We start from the raw sequence: 23,221 nt of genomic DNA, 5'->3' as shown, positions 1-23,221 counted from the left end.
TCACCGGTGGTCGCCTCAAACGCCTCAGACCATCCCTAAGCCTGAAGATCCCGCGCGAACGGCTCCGGCGAGAGGGGGTATCCGGTCGCGAAGACCATGAGGGTGTTCCAGTCCACCGATCGCCCGGGTCGGAAATATCGCTGGATCAGGAACCGCCCGGTCTCCGGGGAGGCAATCCAGGCCTCATCCTCCCCGATCCGGGCCCGCAAAGTCATCAGCAGCTGGGAGGCCGCCAATTCCCCCAGCAGATAATTGTGGTAATACACTGGGGCCACGCTGAGATGGATCTTCGCCGCCCAGTCGGGCGCATCCCGCCCCTCCGGACGGCGGACCATCTGGAATTCCTCCACCAGATCCCACCACAGGCGGTTGAGGTCCTGACGGGGGTTCTGATACAGGGCGCGCTCGAAGTGAGCCATCACCAGCACCCAGCGGGTGAAGATCAGCAGCTTGGCCCGGTTGCGGCGGAGGGCCTGGGGGAGCGTCCCCTGAAGGGTTTCTTCGTCGAGATTCAGATAGCGTCGCAACCAGGCGGGGTGATGGATCAGACGCCCCATCAGCACGGCGATGGCCTCCGTGGAGAGGATATGGGCCGGCGTGCGCAGCAGGAAGGGGAGGTCCCGGTCGATGTATTTATCGTAGACCGCGTGCCCGAGCTCGTGGAGCATCGTCTCCGCCCAGTAGGCATCGGGCTGGAGATTGGCCAGGATCCGCACGTCCCCTTTCCGGTCGATGTGGATGCAGTAGGCGTGCTGCTGTTTCCCTTCCCGCTCGTGAAGATCGCTCCGGGCCAGGATGTCTTCGATCTCCAGCCCGATGGCGCTGTAAAAGGCGCGGGAGAGGGCGACGGGATCGCGCCCCTCGAAGAAGCGGGCCACGCCATCGCCGACTTCTGGGGGCTCCTGGAAGAAGGGATCGCTGTAATGCCAGGGCCGCAGCTCTCGCAGGTCGACTCCGAAGCGATGGGCCAGCTCTGCGTCGAGCTCGGCTTTATAGGCGGCGAACAAAGGGCGCGTGCGTTGATCCAGCTGATCGAGGAGTCGGAACAGTTCTCCCTCGTCCTGTTCCGCCAGGGTCAGGCTCATCGTGTAGAAGTTATCGAAGCCGACCTGGCGGGCCCCTTCGTTGCGGAGATCAACCAGGCGGAGCAGCCGTTCGGCCACCTGGGCGCCGATCTGTTTGCTGGCCTCCCAGGCCTCCCGTCGCAACAGGAGATCGGTGGAATTCCGCAGGATCTGGCGGATCTGGTTATCGGTGACCGGCCGGCCGCGCAGGGTCGCCCGGAACGTATTGAATGCACCCTCTACTTCTTTCTCGAGCTCGGTGATCGCATCGATCAGCGAAAGGTCGATCTGGAGGCCGCGGAAGTCGTCGTAGAGGATGCGGGCCTGGCGGGCGAGGAGAGGGGGAACTTCCGGGTTGGGGGTGAAGGCGCCATCTTTCAGGAGACCGGCGGCTTCCATCAACTGGCGCAACCGCGCGAAGGCCTGGCGATCGGCGTAGACCTTGCGGAGGGCAGCGGTCAGCCGCGCGTATTCCTCCTCGTCCTCTTTCCGTCCCGTTGTGGTGAAGCGCCAGTAAGCCTCCGACTGGGCGATGATCAGGGGCTCCACCTGGCGGGTATGGACCTCGATAAAGGACTCCAGGGCCTGGATCACCGGGCACATTCCCTCCGCATGGAGAGTGAAGAACCCATCGCGAGCTCCACGGTGTGGATCTGTTCCCGGAGGGCCTGGGGGTCGCGGCAGCGCTGAAGGCTCCTCCCCATTCTCCCCATACCCTGCAGAGGCGGAGCGGATCATCCCCAGCGCCCAGCCCCTCGCCCCATGCCTCCCGGGAGGGAATCGGCGTCCTTCAGGCGTTCTCCGGGTGCTCCATCGGACGGGGGCGGCGCACCCAAAGGACCAGCACATCGCCCTCCGGCCAGTGCTCCACCCGCGCGGCGATCACATCCGCCCAGTGGCGTTCTCCGGAGGGCGCGGGGAAATCGAGCTGCACGGGCCGGCCCTCCTCCCACGCGCGGCGGCAGCGTTCCAGCATCTTCTCGCCGTTGAAGGTGCGCATCTGACAGACCGCCACCGGCTGGGTGGTCGGCCCTTCATAGATCGAAAACGCCCAGATCTCCCGGGCCGGCTGAAACTGGGGGGTCGGTCCTTCCACGACCGTGATCCATTCCGGCTCTATCCAGCGCATCACCCCATTTCCTCCTGAGCAGGAGTGTTCCTTCGGTCTCAGGGGGCTTTCCTCGCCCGTTCCGCTGTCCATCCGGCCGCATCCCAACCCTGGTGGACAGCAGAGCCCATCCTGTGTCATAAAAATTCTACCACCATAAGGGGAAATAGAGCATCGCCACGCCCGTTTTGGGAGGCATGGGATAGGTTTCTTCCTCGCGCTCCGGCGGGGTCAGAAGAAGGCGCCTCGCCGGGTATGACCCAGCAGGTAAAGAAAGAAGGGTCCCCCCAGAAAGGCGGTGAGGATCGTCAGCGGGATCTCCTGGGGTGGGAGGAGCGTGCGGGAGAGGAGATCGGATAGAGTGAGCAGGGAAGCTCCCAGCAACATCGAGGCGGGGAGCACCCGTGGGTAGCGGGGTCCCACGATCAGGCGGGCCAGGTGCGGAGCGATCAGGCCGACAAATCCGATGATCCCCGTGAAGGCCACGGCGCCGGCGGTGGCGAGGGTGGCAGCCCCAATGGCCAGCCGCTTCACCCGCTCCACCGGCAGCCCGAGTTGCTGCGCCTGCTCCTCCCCAAACTGGAGAACATCCAGCGGGCGTCCCAGGAGGAGCAGGAGGCCCAAGCCGGTGACCACGTAGGGGAAAGCGCCGCGGAGGGCCGGCCAGCCCCCCAGGGCGTAGCCGCCCAGCATCCAGATCCACGCCCGATGAGGGGCCACCCGGCCGACCATGAGCATCAACAGACCCAGGCTGAGGGCGTTGAGGATGGCTCCCACGGCGACCCCGGCCAGCAGCAGCGCCGTCAGCGGCACCACCCCTCCGATCCGGGCGAGGCGGATCACCAGCCCCACGGTGAGCAGGCCCCCCAGAAAGGCGGCTACGGGAAGCGTCAGCAGCCCGAAGGCGGTGGCCGAGAGGTTCATGGCGACGGCGATCAGCGCCCCCAGGTTTGCCCCCGCCGCCACCCCGATGAGATAGGGATCCGCCAGGGGGTTGCGGAACAACCCCTGATAGGCGGCGCCGGCCCCGGCCAGCGCCGCGCCGGTCAGGGCGAGGAGCAGCACCCGGGGGAGCCGCACCTCCCATACGATGGCCGTCAGGGTTGGATCCCGGGCTTCCCTCAGGAGGATCCGACCCAGCTCCACCAGGGGAACTGGAACAGGGCCCAGGGCCACCCCCAGGGCCAGGCTGCCGCTGAGGAGCAACCCCAGGCCAACCCACAGTCCGATCCGAACGGACCGGGAGCGCCGGGAGGCGATGGAAAGCGCGCGAAGCGACATATTCTCCTCCACCCGACGGGTGAGGAGGGGCCCTCCGGGGAGCGACGAGGAGAGCTGAGCGGCAAGGTAGGCGAAGGAATCCGCGCCCGCGGAAGCCCCTCCCAAGGAGGGATCATGCGTCTGGATCACCGCACGAGCGCCGGGAGCCGCAGCGCGATCCGCACCGGGCCCTCCCCGGCCGGTTGCGGGAACAGCTCCGGATGGATGATCCGCGCCAGCGCCTCCAGGCCGTCGACGATCCGCGGACCGGGTCGGGAGATCAGATCCGCGTTGATGGGATAGATCCGCCCTTCCCGCACCGCCCGCAGGCGGTTCCATCCCGGGCGCTGGCGGACTTTCTCCGGTGTCTCGCCGTAATTGGCGGTGCCCAGGATCATGAGGTCCGGATCCTGTCGGATCAGTTCCTCCAGGCTGATCTGCCCCCACTCGCTGGAGAGGCTTGCCCCGATGTTCTGCCCGCCGGCCCGGGCGATCAATCGGTCGATGAAGGAGCCGGGCCCGGCTGTCCACGGCTTGCCCGGATCGGTGGCATCGAGTTCGTAGAAGACCTTGGGGCGGGTGCGGGCCTGGCGGATTTTTTCCTCAATAGCTGTTAGGCGGGCCCGCAGGTCCGCGATGGTCTTTTCCGCCTGCTCCGTGTTCCCGGTCAGTCGCCCCACCATCTGGATCTGCTGGAAGATCTCCTCGATGTCCTTGGGCGTGCGCTGGTGGAACACCACCAGCCCCAGGCTCTCCAGCGCCTTCACCTGCTCCGGGCTGATGACGCCGGGAGCCAGGATCAGATCGGGGCGCAGGGCGACGATCGCCTCCGTGTTGATCGAGGGGTAGGTGCCGCCGATGCTGGGGACGTTCTTCGCCTCCGGCGGGTAATCCGAGAGCTCATCCCGCCCCACGAGGCGATCGCCGGCTCCCACGGCGAAGATCATCTCCGTGGCCGAGGGCGCGAGGGTGACGATCCGTTGCGGGCGGGCTGGCAGCACCACCGTCCTTCCGAAGTCATCCGTAACGCTCAGGAAAGGCGCGGGCGTGGGAGTGGCTGTGGGAAGGGCGGTGGGCGAGGGCGTCCGCGTCGGAAGCGGCGTCGCTGTGGGCGTGGGGGAAGGAGCCCCCGCGCAGCCGGCCAGGACCATCAGGATCAGAGCGAATCCCAGGATCCGTCGCATCGTCCGACCTCCAGGTTCGGGATGGGGGCCTCCGCGAAAGGGGCGGAGGCCCATCCCGGCCGGAGGCCGGAAACAGGCGGCCTCCCTGCCGGAACGGACAGGGAGGCCGCGGGAAAGCCAGAGGGGACCCGGAGATGGGTCGGCGGCGCTCCTACCCCTTCCGCGAGGCTCGGAGGAGGCCGAGGCGGGCGACCGGGCTTCCATGGTCCGCGGCTGCGGCCATGGTTACCGTTGCGGGACAGCGCCGGACTTTCACCGGACTTCGCCTTTCAGCCCTGCCATCCGGGGCGTCGGGCACCTCGGCCGTATTCAACTGTCTGGGATCATGATACGACCCGCTCCCCTCCTGTCAAGACCGGTGCGGGATAGGCCGCGCGGGCGCGAAGGGTTCTGTGGGTTGCCTTTGCCCGCCGTCCGATGGTGATGGTCTCCTCCGGCCGGAGGCCATACCCCTTATCCGCGCACCATCTCCTCCAGCCCCACCAGGATCACATTCCCGGTCGCCTTGGCGTATCGACGCACCTCATCCGTAAAGCCTGCCCGGGAGAACAGCACATAGGCCGCATCCTGCCACTTTTCCAGAGGGAGCCTGCTGGCCCTGGCTACGAGGCTCTGGAGCGTATTCATTCCCACGGGGTGGGTCGACCATTTGCACTCCCCCAGCAAGATGCGCCCCTCACGGAAGTTGATGGCCACCACATCGATTTCTTCCTTCCCATCCCACCATGCCCCCACCCGCTCTGGCATCCACATCCGGCGTCCCGTCCGGTGGAGCCGCAGGATGTATTGCCGGGAGATTTCCTCGAAGACGAGGGCCGTGAACTCGTCGAGGAAACGCTGCACATGCCGGCGCACGTAGGCCACATCCCCCCTTTCCAAAATGGAGCGATTGGGGTAGACGAACCGGAACCAGAAACGAAAGAAGTTGTCTTTGAGCCGATAGATGGCCCGCTTATACTTATGTGGTTTCTCCACCGTTGCAGGCACCACCCGCTCGACCAGGTCCAGCGCCTGCAGGGTATCCAGGTAAAAGCTGAGCGAGGATGGGCTGATCCCCGCAGCCTGAGCGATCTCGCTGGGCCGCGTCTTTCCGCCGGCGACAGCCTCCAGGATGGCGAAATGCCGGTGCGGGTCACGCAGCTCCTCCAGGAGCAGAAAGCGGGGCTCCTCGTAAAGGAAAGTTCCCGGCGTGAGGATGTTCTGTTCGATGCCCGACAGCAAATCCTCCACCTTCCGGAAATGGATCAGATAGGCGGGAACGCCTCCCAGGACGGCGAAGGCGCGCACCCTGTCTGCAGGCTCGAGGTGGGGGAAGAACGCCTGGGCCGCCCAGAAGTCCAGCGGGGCCAGCTTCCACTGGCCCGTGCGCCTCCCATAGAGGGGGGCACGGTAGGCCAGCACGTGTCGCTCCATCATGCCCCCATATGAACCGCAGAGAACCAGCATGATACGGGTGTCCTTCAGGCGCGTATCCCACAGGCGCTGGAGAATGGAGGGGATGGCGTTGTTGATCTGGATACGGAAGCGTGTTATAATGGCCGCGTTCGCGGTGGGGGATGGTGTCGGCCCTTCCCAGCTCGAAGGGTTGTGGGGAGAGACCAAAAGGGGGTGCTGTGATGAAGAAAAAACCGCGCGCCGCCCGGAAGGCCGTAGCGGGCGAGGCGCCCGAGGGGTTCACGGAGGAGGAGCGAGCCGCCATGCGGGAGCTCGCCCGGGAGCGGAAGGCCGCCGCGCGTCGCGGATCCCGGGCGGATGAGGAGAGGGCGGTGCGGGAGAAGATCCAGGGGATGCCCGAACCCGACCGCACGATGGCCATGCGGCTCCACGCGATCATCCGGGCCAGCGCGCCGGTCCTCGTGCCGAGGCTCTGGTATGGGATGCCCGCCTACGCCTGGAACGGCAAGGTGGTCTGCTTCTTCCAGCCGGCGCACAAGTTCCACACCCGGTATGCCACGCTCGGGTTCACCGATGCCGCGCATCTCGATGAGGGCGCGATGTGGCCGGTGGCCTTCGCGCTGAAAGCGCTGACGGTCGCCGAAGAGGAAAAGATCGCCGCCCTCGTGAGGAGAGCGGTGAGCTGAGGCTTTCTTGGAGTGCGGTGCCTGGGCACCGCCCTTGGTTCGGGGAGGGGCGCCGGGGTGCCGCACTGAGGAGAGCGGCGCCAAGGTGCCGCACTCCGAAATCTTTTGCCTTATAGGACCTCGGGCGGACGGTATTCCCCCCACACCTGGCGCAGGATCCCGCAGATCTCCCCCAGGGTGACGCCCGCGGCCACCGCCTCCACGAACAGCGGCATGAGGGGCTCGTCGGGCTGGCGGGCCGCCGCTTCGATGCGGCTCAGAAGGGCCGAGGCCCGCTCGGCATCCCGTCGGGCCCGCAGCTCCTGCAGCCGCGCCTTCTGGGCTTCCTCGATGGTGGGGTCCACTTTCAACCGTTCCAGATCGGAGGGTTCTTCCTCCACCTGGAAAGCGTTCACCCCGACGATGATCTGCTCGCCCGACTCGATGGCCTGCTGGGTCCGGTAGGCGGATTCGGCGATGGCCCGCTGGATATATCCGGACTCGATGGCCCGCAGCGCCCCGCCCATGGCCTCGATGTGGTCGATTTCCTCCAAGGCCCGCTTCTCGATCTCGGTCGTCAGGTATTCGATGACGTAGCTGCCCGCCAGGGGATCGATGGTGTCGGCCACGCCGGATTCATAGGCCAGGATCTGCTGGGTGCGCAGGGCGATCCGTGCGGATTTCTCGGTGGGCAGCCAGAGGGCTTCATCCATGGCGTTGGTGTGGAGGGACTGGCAGCCGCCCAGGATGGCGGCCAGGGCCTGGAGGGTGACCCGGATGATGTTGTTCTCCGGCTGCTGGGCGGTGAGGGTGCTGCCGCCGGTCTGGACGTGAAAGCGGAGCATCATGGCCTCGGGGCGGGTGGCCCTGAGGCGATCCCGAGCCAGCCGGGCCCAGAGGCGGCGGGCGGCGCGGAACTTGGCCACTTCCTCCAGGAAATGGTTGTGGGCGTTGAAAAAGAAGGAGAGCTGGGGCCCGATGTCGTCGATGGAGAGGCCGGCCCGGGCGGCCGCCCGGACATACTCCAGGGCGTGGGCGAAGGTGAAGGCCACCTCCTGCACCGCGGTGGCCCCTGCCTCCCGGATGTGATAGCCGCTGATGCTGATGGGGTTCCAGCCGGGCACGTGGCGATGACAGAAGGCCATGACATCCACGGTGAGCCGCATGGAGGGCTCCGGCGGGAAGATGTAAAGGCCACGGGCCACGTATTCCTTGAGGATGTCGTTTTGAACGGTGCCTCGCAGCCGTTTCCAGTCCACCCCCTGTTCCCGGGCCAGGGCGAGGACCATGGCCAGGAGGATGGCCGCGGGGGCGTTGATGGTCATCGAGAGGCTCACCCGATCCAGGGGGATGCCCTCCAGGAGGCGCCGCATATCGTCGAGGGAGCAAATGCTCACCCCAACCCGGCCGACCTCCCCGTGGGCCAGCGGGTGATCGGCGTCATAGCCCAGCTGGGTGGGGAGATCGAAGGCGACGGAGAGGCCGGTCTGGCCCTGGGCCAGCAGGTAGCGATAGCGTCGGTTGGACTCCTCGGCGGTAGCGTAGCCGGCGTATTGTCGCATGGTCCACAGGCGGCCCCGATACATGGTCCGGTAGATCCCGCGGGTGAAGGGAAACTCCCCCGGGAAGCCCAGATCCTGCAGGTAGTCGACCTCGACATCCGCGGGGGTGTAAAGGGGCTCCAGGGGGATGCCCGAAGGGGTCTCGAAGCGGGGGCGACGCTGAGGGGCCTCCCGAATGGCCTCCTGCCATCGTTGCTGCGCTTCCCGGATCTCCTGCACCGGGATCGAGGTCCCGATCGCCATCGAGGCCTCCCTTCCTTCCCTTGCGGATTCAAGACGGAGTGTCTGCAGCGGATGGGGCGTTAGCTCAGGATCACCAGGATCTGGTTCTGCTCCACGCTCTGGCCGGGCTTCACCCGGATGGACTTCACGGTGCCATCGCGGGGAGCCCGGATCTCGTTCTGCATTTTCATGGATTCCAGGAGGACCAGTTTCTCTCCCTTGCGGACGGGCTGGCCTTCCTGAACGGGCACAGCGACGATGAGGCCGGGCATGGGGGCCTTGACGGCGACCTCCCCGGCTGGCCCGTGGCGCTCCCCCGAAGCCTCCCGCAGCCGCCGCTCCCGCTCATCCTCCACGCGTACGGCGAAGAGGTAGCCGCGGAGGAAGACCCAGTATTCTCCTTCCCGTTCCTCCACGAGGGCCTCGTAAGAGGCGTTATCCAGAAGCAGGGAGTAGACATGCTGCTGGTCGATCAAGCGGAAATCCACGGCCCGCTCGACGCCCTCGAACAGGATCCGATTCTCGTGATTGATTTCGATGGTGAACGTTTTATCGTTGAGGGTGGCGACGTATTTCATGGCTCATCCGCTCCTCTGAAGCTGCTCCCAGCGCCCGGCCCATTTCCATGCGTTGATCGCCCGCCCGGCCCGTCGGGCCACGTGGGCCGCCGCCTGGCCCCGGCGATGGGCGACCAGGGTGGCGATGATGGCCGCCACCTCCTCCAGCTCGGGCGGCGTCTCCTCGTCCATGGCGAAGCGCTCTTCCACGAACTTGGTGTCGAAGTGGCCGGCCAGGAAGCGGGTGCTGTTCAGGATCGCCTGGTGGAAGGGGATGACGGTCTGGATGCCGATGATGCGGAACTCCTCCAGGGCCCGCCGCATCCGCAGGATGGCCTCGCCCCGGGTTTCCCCCCAGGTGATCACCTTGGCGATGAGAGAGTCATAATACGGCGTGATCTCGCACCCTTCGTAGACCCCGCTGTCCACCCGCACCCCGGGCCCGGTGGGCTCGGCCAGGGTGACGATGCGGCCCGTGGACGGCATGAAGTGGTTGAAGGGATCCTCGGCGGTGATGCGGCACTCGATGGCCCAGCCGGACTGATGGATGTCTTCCTGTCGATAGCGCAGCTTCCGTCCCCGGGCGATGCGGATCTGCTCCTTGACGATGTCCACCCCGGTCACCATCTCGGTCACCGGATGCTCCACCTGGAGGCGGGTGTTCATCTCGATGAAGTAGAAATTGCGATCCTTGTCCACCAGGAACTCCACCGTGCCCGCGTTCACGTAGCCGATGGCCTGGGCGATGCGCACGGCCACCTCCCCCATACGCTGGCGCATGTCCTCGTCGACGATGGGGGAAGGGGATTCCTCGATGAGCTTCTGGTGGCGGCGCTGGATGGAGCACTCCCGTTCCCCCAGATGGATGACGTTGCCATGCTGATCGGCCAGGATCTGGATCTCCACGTGGCGGGCGCCCTCGACCAGCTTCTCCAGGTAAACGTCGTCGTCCCCGAAGGCCGCCATGGCCTCGCGGCGGGCCGCCGCCAGGGCGTCCGGCATCTCCTCCAGGGAGCGGACGATCCGCATGCCCTTGCCGCCGCCGCCGGCGGAGGCCTTGATCAGAATGGGGAAGCCAATGCGCCGGGCGGCCTCCATCAGGTCTTCATCCGAGAGCCCGCCGTCGGTGCCGGGGACAATAGGGATCCCCAGGGCTTTGGCCATTTTGCGGGCGGTGGCCTTGTCGCCCATGGCCCCGATGGCCCGGGGAGGTGGGCCGATGAAGACGATGCCGGCTTCCTCGCAGGCCTCGGCGAAATCCGGCCGTTCCGCCAGGAACCCGTAGCCCGGATGGATGGCGTCGGCGCCCGCCTGGCGGGCGACGTCGATGATCTTATCGATGCGCAGGTAGCTTTCGCGGGCCGGGGCCGGCCCGATGCAGTAGGCTTCATCGGCATACCGCACGTGCAGGGCGTTCCGGTCCACTTCGGAGAACACGGCCACAGTGCGGATGCCCAGCTCGCGGCAGGCCCGGATGATCCGCACGGCGATCTCGCCCCGGTTGGCGATCAGGACTTTGCGGAACATGGTCGGACTCCTTATGGGAAGCGCCGGGGGATCATAGCGGGATGTTCCCGTGCTTCTTGGGCGGGTTCTGGTCCCGCTTGTTCTGGAGCATCTCCAGGGCGTTGATCAGGCGGGGGCGGGTCTCCTTCGGCTCGATGACGTCGTCCACGAAGCCGTAAGAGGCAGCCACGTAGGGGTTGGCGAAACGGGCCCGATACTCCGTCACCAGCTCGGCCCGCCGGGCCTCGGGGTCCGCGGCCTCGGCGATCTCCCGCCGGAAGATGATGTTGACCGCGCCCTCCGGCCCCATCACCGCCAGCTCGGCCGTGGGCCAGGCCAGCACCAGGTCCGCCCGCAGATGCCGGGAGTTCATCACGCAGTAGGCGCCGCCGTAAGCCTTGCGGGTGATCACCGTGATCTTGGGGACGGTGGCCTCGGCGTAGGCGTAAAGGAGTTTGGCCCCGGCTTTGATGATGCCGCCGTGCTCCTGAGCGACCCCCGGCATAAAGCCGGGAACGTCTTCAAAGGTGATGATCGGGATGTTGAAGGCGTCACAGAAGCGAACGAAGCGGGCCGCCTTCTCGCTGGCTTTAATGTCCAGCACCCCCGCCAGCACCGCCGGCTGGTTGGCCACGATCCCCACGCTGTGCCCGCCCAGCCGGGCGAAGCCGATGACGATGTTAGGGGCATAATCCGGCTGGACCTCGAAGAACTCCCCGTTGTCCACGATCAGCCGGATCACTTCCTTAATGTCGTAGGGTCGGGTGGGATCATCGGGGATGAGGGTGTTGAGGCGCTCCTCGGTGCGCAGGGGGTCATCGCTGTTGGGCACATACGGAGGGTCCTCCATGTTGTTCGAGGGGAGATACGAAAGGAGCTTGCGGATCATATAAAAGAGGTCCGCCTCGGTATCGGCGGCGAAGTGGGCCACGCCGCTGATGGTCGTATGGACGTCCGCTCCGCCCAGCTGCTCGAAGGTGACTTCCTCGTGGGTGACGGCCTTCACCACATCAGGGCCTGTGATGAACATATAGCTGGTCCCGCGGACCATAAAAATGAAATCCGTGAGGGCAGGGGAGTAGACAGCCCCCCCGGCGCACGGCCCCAGGATGGCGCTGATCTGCGGCACCACGCCGGAGAGCATAACGTTGCGCAGGAAGATGTCGGCGTAGCCCCCGAGGGAGAGGACCCCCTCCTGGATCCGGGCGCCGCCGGAGTCGTTGAGGCCGATGATGGGCGCCCCGTTCTTCATCGCCATGTCCATGATCTTCACGATCTTCCGGGCATGGCCCTCCCCCAGGCTCCCTCCCAGGACCGTGAAGTCCTGGGCGTAGACGTAAACCAGGCGCCCGTCGATGGTGCCCCACCCGGTCACCACCCCATCCCCCAGGTAGCGGCGCTCCGCCAGCCCGAAGTCGGTGACCCGGGTGGTGACGAAGGGATCCACCTCGCGGAAGGATCCCTTGTCCAGCAGAAGCTCCAGGCGCTCACGGGCCGTGAGCTTGCCTTTGGCGTGCTGCTGGGCGATCCGCTCCGGCCCTCCGCCCCGCTGAGCTTCCGCCCGCAAACGCCGCAACTGCTCCAGCCGGTCTTCCATAATCTCGATTCGCATAAGTCCGCTCCGGGTGTGGAATAAGGGCCACCCAATGCATAAGGACGCGTTTTTCATTATAACCTGAGGATTCGGAAGCCTGGAAAGATGGGGATCGGGGGTTCGAGGGTCGGGTGAGGCGTTGATCCGAAAAGCCTCCCGATATCCGTCTCGCCCGGATCCACGGCGCGCGTTTGCAGCAGGGTATGGATGCTTCAATAATGGAAGAGGATCGCTGGGGAAAGATGGAATCCCCTCTTCTCGCCCGCAGGAGGCCGCGATGGCTCGTTCCCGTCTCTTCCGCCTGGATGGGCTTCAGGCTCCGGTGGAGATCCGGTTCGATGAATGGGGGATCCCCCATATCGAGGCGCGCACGCTGCTCGATCTCTTCTTCGCGCAGGGCTTTGTCCACGGGCGCGATCGAGGGTGGCAGATGCGGTTCAACCGCCTGGTCGCGCTGGGCCGCCTGAGCGAGGTCTTCGGCCCCATGGGGCTGGAGATGGACCGCTTCGCCCGGGGGATCGGATGGGCGGAGCACGCGCGGGCCGGGCTGCAGCGGCTTCCGGCGGATCCGCGAAGACTCCTCGAGGCGTATGCGGCGGGGGTTACGGCGGCCTTCCGCGGTGGCCCTGCCGGACCCGAGGACCGGCTGATCCCGCTTCCGGATTTCCCGTGGGCTCCGGAGCACAGCGCGGCCTGGGGGCTGATGATCGCCTGGTCCCTCTCCTGGAACTGGGACAGCGAGCTGTGCCGGGTGGCCATGGCCCGGGCCCTGGGGGAGCGGGCGGCGGATCTGGAGCCGGAAGCGATCTTCGGCGAGACCGCCCTCTTCCCCGAAACCATGGGCATCGAACCCATGGCGGAACGGCTGCTCGGGATGTATGCGGCCCTGGCCCGCTGGCTCGGCCCCCGCGAGGGGATCGGCAGCAACAACTGGGTGGTGGCAGGGTCCCGAACGGCCACCGGGTTTCCGATCCTCGCCAACGATCCCCATCTTCCCCTTTCCCTGCCCAGCATCTGGTATGAGCAGCATCTCGTCTGCGAGCCGGAAGGGTTCGCGGTCGCCGGGGTGACGGCGCCCGGCCTGCCCGGGGTGGTGCTGGGGCACAACCATGCCATCGCGTGGGGAGCGACCGCCGTCATCGCCGACACCCAGGACTGGTTCATCGAGCGCTTCGATCCGGAGGATCCGCTGCGCTACGAGACGCCGGACGGATGGGCCCGGGTGGAGGTCCGGGAGATCGAGATCCGGGTCCGGGGGAAGCGCGCGCCGGAGCGGTTCTGCGTGCGGGTCACCCGTCACGGCCCGGTGCTGACCGATGGGCTCCCCGAATATGAGCCGGGGGGGATCCCATGGCCCCAGCTCGGCCTGGCCCTGGCCTGGGCCGGGGCTCAGGCGGAGACGTGGCTGGAAGCCATCCTCCGGCTGAACCGGGCGCATGACTGGGAATCCTTCCGGGAAGCGCTGCGATACTGGCCGGGGCCGGTGCTCAATTTCGTCTATGCCGATCGGGAGGGTCACATCGGCTATCAGATGGCCGGCCGGATCCCCATCCGGCGCCGCGGCCATGGCCTGGTTCCCGTCCCGGGCTGGAGCGGGGAATACGACTGGATCGGGGAGATCCCCTTTGAGGCGTTGCCCTCGGTTTTCGATCCGCCGGAGGGGATGCTGGTGACCGCCAACCATCGCATCGTCGGATCCCGCTATCCGTATTTCATCAGCGCGGAGTGGATGCCGGATCATCGGGCGCGGCGGATCCGCGAGCGGCTGGAATCCACGCCCCGCCTGACCGCTGCCGATTGTCTGACGATCCAGGCGGATGTGGTTTCGCTGGCCGCGCGGGAGTGGAAGCCGTGGCTGGCGCAGGTGGAACCGGCGGACGAGGAGGAGGCGTGGCTGCTGGCGCAGGTCCGGGCATGGGATGGGCGGATGGATCCCGGGGGGGTGGCGCCGACGATCGTGGCCGCGGTGGAGTGGATGCTGTTGCGCCAGCTCCTGAAGCCCCGGCTCGGGTCGACGTGGCGCCGATATCTGGGGGAACCGCTCAACGCCTTTCTGCCCGGTCAGTCCTTCTATCGCACCGCTCCTCATGCGCTCCGGGAGATCCTCCGACGCGGGGATCCCTTCTGGCTGGGGGAGCGCCCCGCTGTGGCCTGGGTATCGGAGGCGTTCCGGGAAGCGGTTCGGTGGTTGCGGGGGCGTCTGGGGAAGAACCCCGCTCGATGGACCTGGGGGCGGGTCCATCGGGTGACCCTCCGGCACGTGCTGGGCCAGGCTCCTGTGCTGGCGCCGTTCTTCAATCGAGGGCCCTTCCCGCTGGGCGGCGATGGCGACACGCCGCTGCAGGCGGGCTTTCAGGGGAACCAGTTCGGCGGGCCGCTGGGGGCGCTCCCCTCGTGGCGGTTTGTGGCCGATCTCCAGGACTGGGACCGCTGCCTGGCCGTGCTCCCGGGGGGTCAGGGTGGTTCTCCTGCTTCCCCTTATTATTTCGATCAGTTCGCTTTATGGCATGAGGGGCGGGCACGGCCGATGTTCTGGCGCCGGGAGACTGTTCGCGCCCACACCTGCCGGATGTGGCGGATGGAGCCGCCAGGATCGGGAAGGATCCGCAAATGAGGCCCATCGATGGAAAGAGGGAAGCTCTGGTCGCTCGAGGGATTTCAACGGGCGCTTCTGAAACCCGAAGCCGCCCGATGGTATACTCCATGATGTGATGGGAGCCTCCGTGTAGTCCTCCCGGTGGACGGCTGGCCTCCGGATCCATGGAACTGGAGGGGATCCGCCCCGGCGGAACCGTATCCTGCCCGGGTGGAATCCAGATGGGCGGGATGTCTGCATTCCGTGGGAGGTCGTCGGCAGCGTTGTCGATGGTGGTGCTCGATGGAAGCTATGGAGAGGGCGGCGGACAGATCCTGCGCTCGGCCCTGGCCCTCTCCGCCCTCACCGGGCGGCCGGTGCGGGTGGAGAACATCCGGGCTCGCCGCCCGAACCCGGGCCTGCAGGCGCAGCATCTCAGCGCGGTGAAAGCGGCTGCCATGCTCTGCCGCGCCCAGGTTCAGGGGGCGGCCCTGGGCTCGACGACGCTTACCTTTGTCCCTCAGTCCCCCCCTTCCCCGGGCACCTATGTCGTGGATGTCGGGGCGGCCCGTCCGGGAGGGAGTGCCGGCTCCGTGACGTTGATCCTGCAGGCCATCCTCCTGCCCCTGGCGTATGCGCCCGGGACATCGCGGGTGACGCTGCGGGGCGGCACGCATGTGCCCTGGAGCCCGCCGTTCCACTATGTGCGGGATGTGTGGCTGCCGTGCCTGAGCCGGATGGGGCTCCATGCCGAAGTCCATCTCGAGCGCTGGGGCTGGTATCCGGTGGGCGGCGGCGAGATCCAGCTCTATGTCCACGGCCCGCTGGAGGGAGAGGGGTTATACCGCCTGCAACCGATCGTCCTGGATCAGCGGGGGCCGCTTCGTCGATTGTGGGGATGGGCGGCGGTCTCCCATCTGCCGCTGGAGATCGCCAAACGGATGGCGGGGCGGGCGAACCGGCTGTTGCGGGAGGCCGGCCTCCCGGATGACGTGGAGGCGATCCAGGTGGAGAGCCCGGGGCCGGGGACGGGGATCTTCCTGATCGCGGAATACGCCCACATCCGGGCGGGCGCTTCCGCCTACGGCAAGAAGGGGGTGCCGGCGGAGAAAGTGGCGGAGGAGGCCGTGGCGGAGCTGCTGGCCTTCCACCGCTCGAACGCCGCGGTGGACCCGCACCTGGCGGATCAGCTGATCCTCCCGCTGGCTCTCTCGCCGGGCGCCTCCCGTTTCACCACATCCCGCATCACCGGTCATCTGCTCACCAGCGTCTGGGTCGCCTGCCATTTCGTGGGGGACCGGTTCGAGGTGATCGGGGAAGAGGGTGAGCCGGGCGAAGTGCGCGTTCATCCTCTGTAGCGCTCAGGGAAGCCATCCATGATCGAGATCGTCTTCCTGGGAACTTCCGCCTCCGCGCCATCCATCCGCCGTGGGTTGCCGGCCCATGTGGTGATGTTCGAGGACCGGCGATTCCTGGTGGATTGTGGGGAGGGCACCCAGCGGCAATTGCTGAAGAGCGGCCTGGGCTTCCGCCGCCTGGAGACTGTCCTGCTGACCCATGCCCATCTGGATCACATCCTGGGCCTGGCGGGGTTCCTCTCCACGGTGATGCGCTGGGAGATCCTCCCGCGGGTGGCCATCTATGGCCGCCGCGGCGCCATCGAGCGGGTCAAGGACCTGATCTACCGGGTGGTCCTGCGGGGCGTGCGGCCCTCCATAGAGATCTCGTTCCACGTCATTGAGCCCGGCCTGCTGTTCGATGATGAGAAGTTCAGTGTTTACGCCTTCCCGGTGAGCCATCGGGGGGGAGATAGCCTGGGGTATCTCTTCCGGGAGAAGCCGCGGCGTCCCTTCCTGGTGGAAAAGGCGGAAGCTCTGGGGATCCCACCCGGCCCGGAGCGGCGCCGCCTGGTGCAGGGGTATCCGGTCACCCTGCCGGATGGGCGGGTGGTGACGCCGGAGGAGGTGCTGGGGCCGCCGGTGGAGGGCGCCTCGCTGGCCCTGGTGGGCGATGCCGGACGGGTGGACGATCTGGTGGAGGCGGTGCAGGGGGTGGGGGCCCTGGTGATTGAGGCGACGTATCTGGAGCCGGATCGGGAGCTGGCCCGTCGTCACGACCACATCACGGCGGCGGAGGCGGGATGGCTGGCCCGGGCCGCTCAGGTGGGGCACCTCATCCTGACCCATCTCTCCCGGCGGTATCGGGAGCGGGAGATCCGACAGGAGGCGCAGGCCTTTTTCCCCCATGTCTGGGTGGCCCGGGATTTCGATCGTTATCGCATTATGAAGGGCGGCCATCTGGAGGTGGAGCGGGCAGAGGCTCATGAAATCGAGGAGGAGCGGGATGTCCTTGCGGAAAGCGAGCGTGCTGGAGCTGGCCACCGCGGCCTATGAGCTGGAGGCCCGGGTGCTGCGCGGCCTCCTCCATCGGGATGCGGAGGGCCGCTGGCGGGTGGGTGAGACGCCCGTCGAGGAGTGGCTGGCCGCCTGTGAAGGGCATGAGGCCGTTCTCATCCTGGCCTCTCTCTCGGAGGAACCCCCCCTTTCCCCCCGGGTCTGCCGCACCTGTGGCCGGGAATACGTGGGCTGGGATTGCCCCCATTGCCGGGAGGTCCGCCGTCGCTTGCGAGGGCGGTAGATTTCATGGTCCTCATGAAGTCCAGGAGCCCAGGAATGGTGAAGGTCATCACGCTGTATCGCACCCCCGCGGATGCCGGGGCCTTCGAGCGGTGGTATGTGCAGCATCTGGCCCGCATCGAGCGGATCCCGCATCTCCGCCGGCTGGAGGTTTCCCGGATCTGGGGGACGCCCCTCGGCGCTTCCCCGTTCCATCTGATGGTGGAGATGTATTTCGACGATCGGGCCGCCATGGAAGCCGCATTGCGTTCGCCGGAGGCCCTGGAAGCCTCCGCGGACCTGTCGCGCTTTATGGCCGGACAGGTGCTGGTGATGTTCGCGGATGCGTTTGAGGAGGAGCGATCGAGGGAATGAAGAGGCCAGGGCAACAGCCAGCGAAAGAGCTCATGAATCGGGGGAGTCCCCTTCCGGGGTCTTTCCGTCTTCAGGGTTTTGAGAAGAGACGGATGAAGGCGCTGCGAGTCCCGCCGCTTTCCCGCGGCGTCGCTGCCACTGCTTCCATCCCCATCGGATCCCCGCGGCCGGGCCTCCCATCGCGAGGAATCCCCAGAGGCTGAGGATCATTCCCCCCACCCCCTGGGCGGTGAGCTGGCCGGGATCGGCCGGCTGACCCCAGCCCGGAACCCCGACCACGCCGAGGTTCGGAACGCCCATAAATGTTTCGCGCCCCACTTCATTCCATCCCGCCCCGGCCCGCCCATCGGCCAGGCATCCGATCCCTAGCAATCCCAGGAGGCCGGCGATCCCGTAAAGCAGGGCCAGGCTCTGGGGGGTTACGCCCCACCGGCGAAGACCATAGACCAGCATCGGCGTCCCCAGGCCGATCAGGAGGCCCCATCCCCCGGCCAGCCACGGGCCGGTGAACGGGGCCGCGCTGATCCCGGTGATCCATCCCATGGCCACGGCCCGCAGGATCATGAGGGTATCCACCTCGCGGGCGACCAGGCCGGTGTAGAGCCCCGCTCCCAGGGCGGCCCCCAGAACCCCCAGCCATGCGTTTCGGGCCAGAAGGGTGGGATCCAGAGCCGGCCGGGCGGCGGAGAGGGGATCCGTGGTGAGCCAGGAGAGCCATCCGATCCCGAAGAGCAGGCTTCCCCACGCTCCCAGGAGGGGAAGATGCACTGGCGGGAAGACCCGCTCCGGGCTGGGCTGTCGTGGGGACCATGGGAGCAGGAGCCCGAGGAGCGCGCCTCCGGAAAGGGCCAGCACAACCCCTGCCCCGGCGGGATCCACGACCCCGTGGCCCAGGTTCAGGGTGAGGCCCAGGCGGCTCAGCCACCCGTTCCCCCAAACCCAGTGCATCCCCAGGGGCAGGACGAATCCCCCGAACCCGATGCCGGCCAGGGCGGCGGCGAAGGGGGACCATCCTTCCAGCCCGAAGCCCAGAAGGATCGCACCGGTCAACACAGCGGGGGCGTAATGGAGCCACAGGGCGGCGATGGCCGGCGACCGATCCACCGCATGGAAGAGAAATCCGCTTAATCCGATCACACTCCAGAGCGGCTGGGGATCCGCCCCCAGGGTGTAAACCCGCCGTAAGGCCTGGAACTCCGGCCGTTCCACCCACAATCCGATGCCCCCGAAGGCCCATGCGAAGCCGGTCGTTCCCCACATGGTCAGCGCCGCCACCCCAGCCGCCAGCCCCCGGGCGAGGGCTCGGCGGGCTTCCTCCTCGGACATCCCGGCCCACAGCACGGCCATCAGCCCGATCGGCCACAGCCAGCTCAGTCCTTCCATAACCTTATTCCTCCACCACCGCCTCGACGCGCAGCGCCTGAAGCACGCGCTCGATCGGGTGGATCAACGTTGTGGTCTCTGATCCGGCGAAGAGCAGGCCGACCAGCCGGCCGTTCAGATCCAGGATCGCCGAGCCGGAGTCCCCTGGCGCGCTCATGGCCCCAGCCATCACCTGCCCCTGGAATGTCGCCACCCGCCCATCGTAATCCACGTTCGCGGTGACATCCACCTGGATGATCCGCCCGCGGGTATACTGGGTGGTCCGCCCGAACTTCTGGACTTCCATCCCCAGCGTGGGGGTCGTCACTCCCTTGGGGATGCCGATCTGAAGGATGGCGGGGGTGATATCGCTCGGGTGGAGCGGGCGGGCGATGGCGGCGTCGACCTCATTGAGTGCCGTCAGCCTTCGAATCGCCTGGAGGCGGTGGGAGGAGCCGATGAGGCGCAGCAGCTCGTTCAACCAGCGCGTGAAGAGCTCTGCCCATGGGCAGGTGGCCGGCTCATCGCCGAAGCGGATCGGGATGAATTCCACCAGCTCGGCGATCTCATCGGCCACCGTTCCGCCATCCACCGGGCCGGGCTGCCGGATTCGATCTCCCGGACGTCCGCGGTTGGTCGCCGCCAGGACGTGGTTGTTGCTCAGGATGAAGAGCTCGTTCCCCCGGCGCACCACGCAGCCGAACGTCCCCGCGGTGACCAGCGGGTGGCCGATGGAGACGCCGGGGGGAGCCGGGCGGTAGCGGCGGGTGGGATCCTGGAAGGCCCGGAATCGCCCGGTCTCGATCACATCAGTGGGGATCCCATCCAGGGCAGGGGGGATCAGATCCGAGGGGGCCAGCTGAGCGGCGGGAAGCTTCCGCTCCACCGAGACCACCACGCTGAGGATATCCAGCGTCTGACCTCCCTTCACTTTATAGCCGATCCCCACTCCGACCACGTGGCGGCGGGTGAGCAGGCGAGGGAGATGAGCGGCCTTCACCCGAGCCAGCGGCTGCCATTCGGGTAGCATCCGATTCCCTCCGGGAAAAGGTGATCGGCGCGATCCCAGGATCCTCCGAGCGCCCCGGGGAAGCCTGCCGCATTAAAAGCGCTCGAAGCGGGACACGTTCAGCACAATCGCGATCCCTCCGAGATCCCCTCGGATCTGCTGTCGGGCTTCCCGCAGGAGGCGGAGGGCGGTTTCCACCTGTTCCTCCTCCGCGCCGATGAGGAGCGTGGCGCTTCCGCGGCGCAGGAAGCCACCCGTGGAGGCCAGACGGGTCACCCGATAACCCTGGGCCACCAGCCGGTCGGAAGCCAGCGTGGCCGCTTTCTCCGGCAACACGGCGAGGATCAGCTTCATGCCCCCGGCCCCTCAAAGGGTTTCGAAGCGCTCGACGTCCAGGACGAAGATCGTGGCCCCGCCGACTTCCACTTCGATCATATGGGCCTGCAGGAGCCCGGTGGCCTCCACGGCCACCGGCAGATAACTGGTTCGGGTCCGGCAACAGCGCCGCAGGATTTCGATCACCCCCGGGACCTGAGGATCCTCCACGCCGATCAGCAGAGTGGTGTTGCCCTGGCGCAGGAATCCCCCCGTGGAGGCGATCCGGGTCACCCGATAGCCGCGATCGACGAGCGCCTGGATGGTCGTCGGGGCATCTTCGTCCTGGATGATGGCCAGGATCAATTTCATCGGGCCCGCTCCGGATTGAGCTGAGGCATTTTACGCCCATTGTAACATAGCCGGGCCTTCTCAGGGCTGCCGGCCGACGGTCAAGGCGTTTCGAGGCGTTGTGGGGTTTCGCTCTGGATTTCCAGGGGAAGGATTCCACCCGCTGAGAGGGTGGAGAGCGCTGGATCGGGATCCCTGCTTTCTCAACCCGGGGAGCGGGTATACTCTTGATCGGACGATCTTCATGAGTTCAGCGAACAGGACGCTGCGTATGCGCTGGGGGCATCTGGGCCTTCTCGTGGCGCTGGTGGTGGTGACGCCGGCGCTGGCCCGCCTCTATTTATGGCTTCGGGGCGCGCCGCGGATTTACGAACGGCCGGAGGAAGTCCCGGCGCAGCCTGTGGCTCTGATCCTGGGCGCCGGGCTCCGGGCGGATGGATCTCCCACCGCGGTGCTGGCCGATCGGGTTCGGGCGGGCGTCGAGTTATATCGCCTGGGGAAGGTGAAGGCGCTGCTGCTGAGCGGCGATGGTCGATCTTCCCCCTACCATAACGAGCCGGAGGCGATGCGGCGCCTGGCGCTGCGCCTCGGGGTCCCGGAAGAGGCCCTCCGGGTGGACCCGGAGGGCATGCGGACGCTGGCATCGTGCCGGCGGGCGCGGGAGGTCTTTGGCTTCACCCGCGCCGTGGTGGTCACCCAGCGCTTCCATCTGGATCGGGCGCTGTGGCTGTGCGATGCCGCCGGCATCGAGGCGGTGGGGCTTGTGGCCGATCGCTCCCCGTATGGGCCGCGCCAGCTCTGGTGGACCGTGCGGGAGATCCCGGCTTCCCTCAGCGCGCTGGCGGAGGGGCTGCTCCTGCGCCTTGGTCGTAAGGATAGCCGCTGATCCGCATCAGCTTGTCCCACCGGTGATCGGCCTCCACGAACCGGATGGTCCCGGAGCGGGAGCGCATGACCACGGAGTGGGTGCGGGCGCCGCTCCCGGTGTAGCGCACGCCCCGCAGGATCTCCCCATCGGTGATGCCGGTGGCGGCGAAGAAAATGTTGTCCCCGCGGACCAGATCGTCGGCGGTGAGGATGCGCTGGAGGTCGTAGCCCATCTCCGCCGCGAAGCGGCGCTCCTCCTCGTTCCGGGGCCACAGGCGGGCGTGGATTTCCCCGCCCAGGCATTTCAGGGCGGCGGCGGTGATCACCGCCTCCGGCGATCCGCCGATCCCGATCAGGACATCGATCCCGGAGTCGGGGAAGGCGGTCATGAGGGCGGCGGAGACATCGCCGTCGGTGATGAGCTTGATGCGGGCACCGGCCGCCCGGACCTCGCGGATCAGGTCCGCGTGGCGGTCGCGTTCCAGGATCACCACCGTGAGGTCATCGACATCCTTCCCTTTCGCCCGCGCGATCCGCCGCAGGTTCTCGGGGATCGGCGCATCCAGATCGATGACCTCGCGGGCTTCCGGGCCCACGGCCAGCTTGTTCATGTAGACGATCCGTCCCGGGCTGAACATGGTGCCCCGCTCGGAGAGGGCCACCACCGCGATCGCCCCCGGGCGGCCCAGGGCGAGCAGGCGGGTGCCATCGATGGGATCGACCGCCACGTCCACCTGGGGCGGGCGGCCGTTCCCGATGCGCTCGCCGTTGTAGAGCATGGGGGCCTCGTCTTTCTCCCCCTCGCCGATCACCACGACGCCGTCCATATCGATCGAGCGGAGCATCAGCCGCATGGCCTCCACGGCCGCTCGATCCGCCGCGTTTCGATCCCCCCGGCCCATCCAGCGGCCCGCGGCCAGGGCCGCCGCTTCGGTCACCCGGACCAGCTCCAGGGCCAGGTTGCGATCCGGTTCCTGGGGCATCCGCCGCCTCCTGAGGTTGGAGATTGTATGCATCGCCGGAGGTCCATCGCCTGCGCCGTTGAGCTCGAATGGGGGGAAGGGGGATGCGCCATCCTTCCCGGGGGCGCCCGGCGTCGCCTCCCTCGAAATCCGTGGGGCCGGCCCCTGGAAGGCGCCAGCCCGGGCCGGAAAAAAGCGGGGCGATCCATCCCCCGATGGACCGCCCCGATGCAAGCCCCCAGCGGGACTCGAACCCGCGACCTTTGGCTCCGGAGGCCAACGCTCTATCCAGCCTGAGCTATGGGGGCCTGTTCTTCATTTAAAATTTAGCGCGATCCGGTGCATCTGTCAATGGAAGCCGTCCTGGGGCTCCGGACGGAGATCGGAAGGCGGCGGGGCCTCCGTCCCGCCTTCTCACCTTATCCGCGAATCCCCCATGGGCCTTGAAACCGGGGGGATTCGCGGCAGGGGCGGAAGCAAAGAAAACATCCTTGACCGAGGGGCGAAAACGTGAATAAAGAGGGTGGGGCACTCTTGCAGGAACGTGACCCGTTCTCAGGGGATGGTGAGGGGTGTAGGTGCACGGCATGCCGTGCACCTACACGCGTGCCTTGCGGTAGCGAGATCCGTTTTCAGGGGTATGTAGGGCAACTGCTTGCAGTTGCCCTACACT

The 23,221-nt window shown here is 67.1% G+C and carries 21 protein-coding genes, 1 tRNA gene and 1 riboswitch; of the genes, 7 read left to right on the top strand and 15 right to left on the bottom strand.

Translation table 11 applies throughout. The annotated features are described in order from the left end of the window. Positions 1 to 35: 35 nt before the first annotated feature. The 5 genes from VAE54_RS00980 to VAE54_RS00960 form a co-directional block, all read right to left on the bottom strand. Positions 36 to 1,667: a M2 family metallopeptidase gene (locus tag VAE54_RS00980; protein WP_322800057.1), complete on the bottom strand. Its 1,632-nt coding sequence runs from the start codon at positions 1,665 to 1,667 to the stop codon at positions 36 to 38. 187 nt (positions 1,668 to 1,854) lie between these two features. Then, on the bottom strand, positions 1,855 to 2,193 hold the full coding sequence (locus VAE54_RS00975) for a hypothetical protein (protein WP_322800056.1): 339 nt from the start codon (positions 2,191 to 2,193) through the stop codon (positions 1,855 to 1,857). A 210-nt stretch (positions 2,194 to 2,403) separates the two neighbouring features. Beyond that, positions 2,404 to 3,453 carry an iron ABC transporter permease gene (locus VAE54_RS00970; protein ID WP_322800055.1) on the bottom strand — a complete coding sequence of 350 codons (1,050 nt, stop codon included), beginning with the start codon at positions 3,451 to 3,453 and terminating at the stop codon, positions 2,404 to 2,406. A 125-nt stretch (positions 3,454 to 3,578) separates the two neighbouring features. Next, entirely contained in the window at positions 3,579 to 4,616 is a 1,038-nt protein-coding gene (locus tag VAE54_RS00965) for a cobalamin-binding protein (RefSeq protein ID WP_322800054.1), read from the bottom strand. 165 nt (positions 4,617 to 4,781) lie between these two features. Beyond that, positions 4,782 to 4,933, bottom strand: a riboswitch (cobalamin riboswitch). Between the two features lie 136 nt (positions 4,934 to 5,069). Beyond that, entirely contained in the window at positions 5,070 to 6,029 is a 960-nt protein-coding gene (locus VAE54_RS00960) for an ATP-binding protein (RefSeq protein ID WP_322800053.1), read from the bottom strand. A 203-nt stretch (positions 6,030 to 6,232) separates the two neighbouring features. Between VAE54_RS00960 and VAE54_RS00955 the strand changes: the two genes are divergently transcribed. Further along, positions 6,233 to 6,697, top strand: a complete 465-nt coding sequence (locus tag VAE54_RS00955) for a DUF1801 domain-containing protein (RefSeq protein ID WP_322800052.1) — start codon at positions 6,233 to 6,235, stop codon at positions 6,695 to 6,697. Between the two features lie 110 nt (positions 6,698 to 6,807). Here the strand turns inward: VAE54_RS00955 and VAE54_RS00950 are convergent, their stop codons facing one another. From VAE54_RS00950 to VAE54_RS00935, 4 genes are read right to left on the bottom strand one after another with little or no spacing between them, the layout of a single operon-like run. Then, positions 6,808 to 8,481 (bottom strand): methylmalonyl-CoA mutase family protein, encoded by a 1,674-nt coding sequence (locus VAE54_RS00950; RefSeq protein WP_322800051.1) that lies wholly within the window; start codon positions 8,479 to 8,481, stop codon positions 6,808 to 6,810. 59 nt (positions 8,482 to 8,540) lie between these two features. After that, positions 8,541 to 9,038 carry an acetyl-CoA carboxylase biotin carboxyl carrier protein subunit gene (locus VAE54_RS00945; RefSeq protein WP_322800050.1) on the bottom strand — a complete coding sequence of 166 codons (498 nt, stop codon included), beginning with the start codon at positions 9,036 to 9,038 and terminating at the stop codon, positions 8,541 to 8,543. A gap of 3 nt (positions 9,039 to 9,041) precedes the next feature. Then, positions 9,042 to 10,544, bottom strand: coding sequence for an acetyl-CoA carboxylase biotin carboxylase subunit (gene accC / locus VAE54_RS00940; protein ID WP_322800049.1), 1,503 nt, complete (start codon positions 10,542 to 10,544; stop codon positions 9,042 to 9,044). 31 nt (positions 10,545 to 10,575) lie between these two features. Further along, entirely contained in the window at positions 10,576 to 12,135 is a 1,560-nt protein-coding gene (locus tag VAE54_RS00935) for an acyl-CoA carboxylase subunit beta (RefSeq protein ID WP_322800048.1), read from the bottom strand. 259 nt (positions 12,136 to 12,394) lie between these two features. Between VAE54_RS00935 and VAE54_RS00930 the strand changes: the two genes are divergently transcribed. The 5 genes from VAE54_RS00930 (at position 12,395) to VAE54_RS00910 (ending at position 17,682) form a co-directional block, all read left to right on the top strand. Then, positions 12,395 to 14,731 carry a penicillin acylase family protein gene (locus VAE54_RS00930; RefSeq protein WP_322800047.1) on the top strand — a complete coding sequence of 779 codons (2,337 nt, stop codon included), beginning with the start codon at positions 12,395 to 12,397 and terminating at the stop codon, positions 14,729 to 14,731. 245 nt (positions 14,732 to 14,976) lie between these two features. Next, positions 14,977 to 16,050, top strand: coding sequence for an RNA 3'-terminal phosphate cyclase (gene rtcA / locus VAE54_RS00925; RefSeq protein WP_416223748.1), 1,074 nt, complete (start codon positions 14,977 to 14,979; stop codon positions 16,048 to 16,050). 18 nt (positions 16,051 to 16,068) lie between these two features. Beyond that, on the top strand, positions 16,069 to 17,085 hold the full coding sequence (locus tag VAE54_RS00920) for an MBL fold metallo-hydrolase (protein WP_322800046.1): 1,017 nt from the start codon (positions 16,069 to 16,071) through the stop codon (positions 17,083 to 17,085). Further along, positions 17,036 to 17,329 carry a hypothetical protein gene (locus VAE54_RS00915; RefSeq protein ID WP_322800045.1) on the top strand — a complete coding sequence of 98 codons (294 nt, stop codon included), beginning with the start codon at positions 17,036 to 17,038 and terminating at the stop codon, positions 17,327 to 17,329. Before VAE54_RS00920 ends, VAE54_RS00915 begins: the two co-directional genes overlap by 50 nt. Positions 17,330 to 17,364: 35 nt before the next feature. Further along, positions 17,365 to 17,682, top strand: a complete 318-nt coding sequence (locus VAE54_RS00910; RefSeq protein WP_322800044.1) for an EthD family reductase — start codon at positions 17,365 to 17,367, stop codon at positions 17,680 to 17,682. Positions 17,683 to 17,712: 30 nt separating this feature from the next. On the opposite strand, the gene VAE54_RS00905 is transcribed toward VAE54_RS00910, so the two are convergent. The 4 genes from VAE54_RS00905 to VAE54_RS00890 form a co-directional block, all read right to left on the bottom strand. Further along, complete coding sequence (locus VAE54_RS00905; RefSeq protein WP_322800043.1) at positions 17,713 to 19,065, bottom strand: hypothetical protein; 1,353 nt, start codon at positions 19,063 to 19,065, stop codon at positions 17,713 to 17,715. A 4-nt stretch (positions 19,066 to 19,069) separates the two neighbouring features. Then, positions 19,070 to 20,074, bottom strand: a complete 1,005-nt coding sequence (locus VAE54_RS00900; protein ID WP_322800042.1) for a hypothetical protein — start codon at positions 20,072 to 20,074, stop codon at positions 19,070 to 19,072. 72 nt (positions 20,075 to 20,146) lie between these two features. Then, on the bottom strand, positions 20,147 to 20,407 hold the full coding sequence (locus VAE54_RS00895; protein WP_322800041.1) for a cyclic-di-AMP receptor: 261 nt from the start codon (positions 20,405 to 20,407) through the stop codon (positions 20,147 to 20,149). 12 nt (positions 20,408 to 20,419) lie between these two features. Then, the gene (locus VAE54_RS00890) at positions 20,420 to 20,740 is read right to left on the bottom strand and encodes a cyclic-di-AMP receptor (RefSeq protein ID WP_322800040.1); all 321 of its coding nucleotides are present in this window, start codon (positions 20,738 to 20,740) and stop codon (positions 20,420 to 20,422) included. A 250-nt stretch (positions 20,741 to 20,990) separates the two neighbouring features. Here VAE54_RS00890 and VAE54_RS00885 point away from each other — a divergent pair, with 250 nt between their 5' ends. Beyond that, on the top strand, positions 20,991 to 21,605 hold the full coding sequence (locus VAE54_RS00885) for a SanA/YdcF family protein (protein ID WP_322800039.1): 615 nt from the start codon (positions 20,991 to 20,993) through the stop codon (positions 21,603 to 21,605). Here the strand turns inward: VAE54_RS00885 and glpX are convergent. After that, entirely contained in the window at positions 21,550 to 22,569 is a 1,020-nt protein-coding gene (glpX, locus tag VAE54_RS00880; protein WP_322800038.1) for a class II fructose-bisphosphatase, read from the bottom strand. The genes VAE54_RS00885 and glpX overlap by 56 nt on opposite strands. 212 nt (positions 22,570 to 22,781) lie before the next feature. After that, a tRNA-Arg gene (locus tag VAE54_RS00875) sits at positions 22,782 to 22,856 on the bottom strand. Positions 22,857 to 23,221: the final 365 nt, after the last annotated feature.

It is taken from the genome of Thermoflexus sp. (assembly GCF_034432235.1).
Lineage (GTDB): Bacteria > Chloroflexota > Anaerolineae > Thermoflexales > Thermoflexaceae > Thermoflexus.
This window is presented reverse-complemented; position numbering and strand designations above follow the sequence as displayed.

Bases quoted from the DNA above. Each gene is read 5' to 3' on its own strand.
- VAE54_RS00980 (WP_322800057.1), bottom strand. From the start codon at position 1,667: ATGTGCCCGGTGATCCAGGCCCTGGAGTCCTTTATCGAGGTCCATACC.
- VAE54_RS00975 (WP_322800056.1), bottom strand. From the start codon at position 2,193: ATGCGCTGGATAGAGCCGGAATGGATCACGGTCGTGGAAGGACCGACC.
- VAE54_RS00970 (WP_322800055.1), bottom strand. From the start codon at position 3,453: ATGTCGCTTCGCGCGCTTTCCATCGCCTCCCGGCGCTCCCGGTCCGTT.
- VAE54_RS00965 (WP_322800054.1), bottom strand. From the start codon at position 4,616: ATGCGACGGATCCTGGGATTCGCTCTGATCCTGATGGTCCTGGCCGGC.
- VAE54_RS00960 (WP_322800053.1), bottom strand. From the start codon at position 6,029: ATGGAGCGACACGTGCTGGCCTACCGTGCCCCCCTCTATGGGAGGCGC.
- VAE54_RS00955 (WP_322800052.1), top strand. From the start codon at position 6,233: ATGAAGAAAAAACCGCGCGCCGCCCGGAAGGCCGTAGCGGGCGAGGCG.
- VAE54_RS00950 (WP_322800051.1), bottom strand. From the start codon at position 8,481: ATGGCGATCGGGACCTCGATCCCGGTGCAGGAGATCCGGGAAGCGCAG.
- VAE54_RS00945 (WP_322800050.1), bottom strand. From the start codon at position 9,038: ATGAAATACGTCGCCACCCTCAACGATAAAACGTTCACCATCGAAATC.
- accC (WP_322800049.1), bottom strand. From the start codon at position 10,544: ATGTTCCGCAAAGTCCTGATCGCCAACCGGGGCGAGATCGCCGTGCGG.
- VAE54_RS00935 (WP_322800048.1), bottom strand. From the start codon at position 12,135: ATGCGAATCGAGATTATGGAAGACCGGCTGGAGCAGTTGCGGCGTTTG.
- VAE54_RS00930 (WP_322800047.1), top strand. From the start codon at position 12,395: ATGGCTCGTTCCCGTCTCTTCCGCCTGGATGGGCTTCAGGCTCCGGTG.
- VAE54_RS00920 (WP_322800046.1), top strand. From the start codon at position 16,069: ATGATCGAGATCGTCTTCCTGGGAACTTCCGCCTCCGCGCCATCCATC.
- VAE54_RS00915 (WP_322800045.1), top strand. From the start codon at position 17,036: ATGTCCTTGCGGAAAGCGAGCGTGCTGGAGCTGGCCACCGCGGCCTAT.
- VAE54_RS00910 (WP_322800044.1), top strand. From the start codon at position 17,365: ATGGTGAAGGTCATCACGCTGTATCGCACCCCCGCGGATGCCGGGGCC.
- VAE54_RS00905 (WP_322800043.1), bottom strand. From the start codon at position 19,065: ATGGAAGGACTGAGCTGGCTGTGGCCGATCGGGCTGATGGCCGTGCTG.
- VAE54_RS00900 (WP_322800042.1), bottom strand. From the start codon at position 20,074: ATGCTACCCGAATGGCAGCCGCTGGCTCGGGTGAAGGCCGCTCATCTC.
- VAE54_RS00895 (WP_322800041.1), bottom strand. From the start codon at position 20,407: ATGAAGCTGATCCTCGCCGTGTTGCCGGAGAAAGCGGCCACGCTGGCT.
- VAE54_RS00890 (WP_322800040.1), bottom strand. From the start codon at position 20,740: ATGAAATTGATCCTGGCCATCATCCAGGACGAAGATGCCCCGACGACC.
- VAE54_RS00885 (WP_322800039.1), top strand. From the start codon at position 20,991: ATGCGCTGGGGGCATCTGGGCCTTCTCGTGGCGCTGGTGGTGGTGACG.
- glpX (WP_322800038.1), bottom strand. From the start codon at position 22,569: ATGCCCCAGGAACCGGATCGCAACCTGGCCCTGGAGCTGGTCCGGGTG.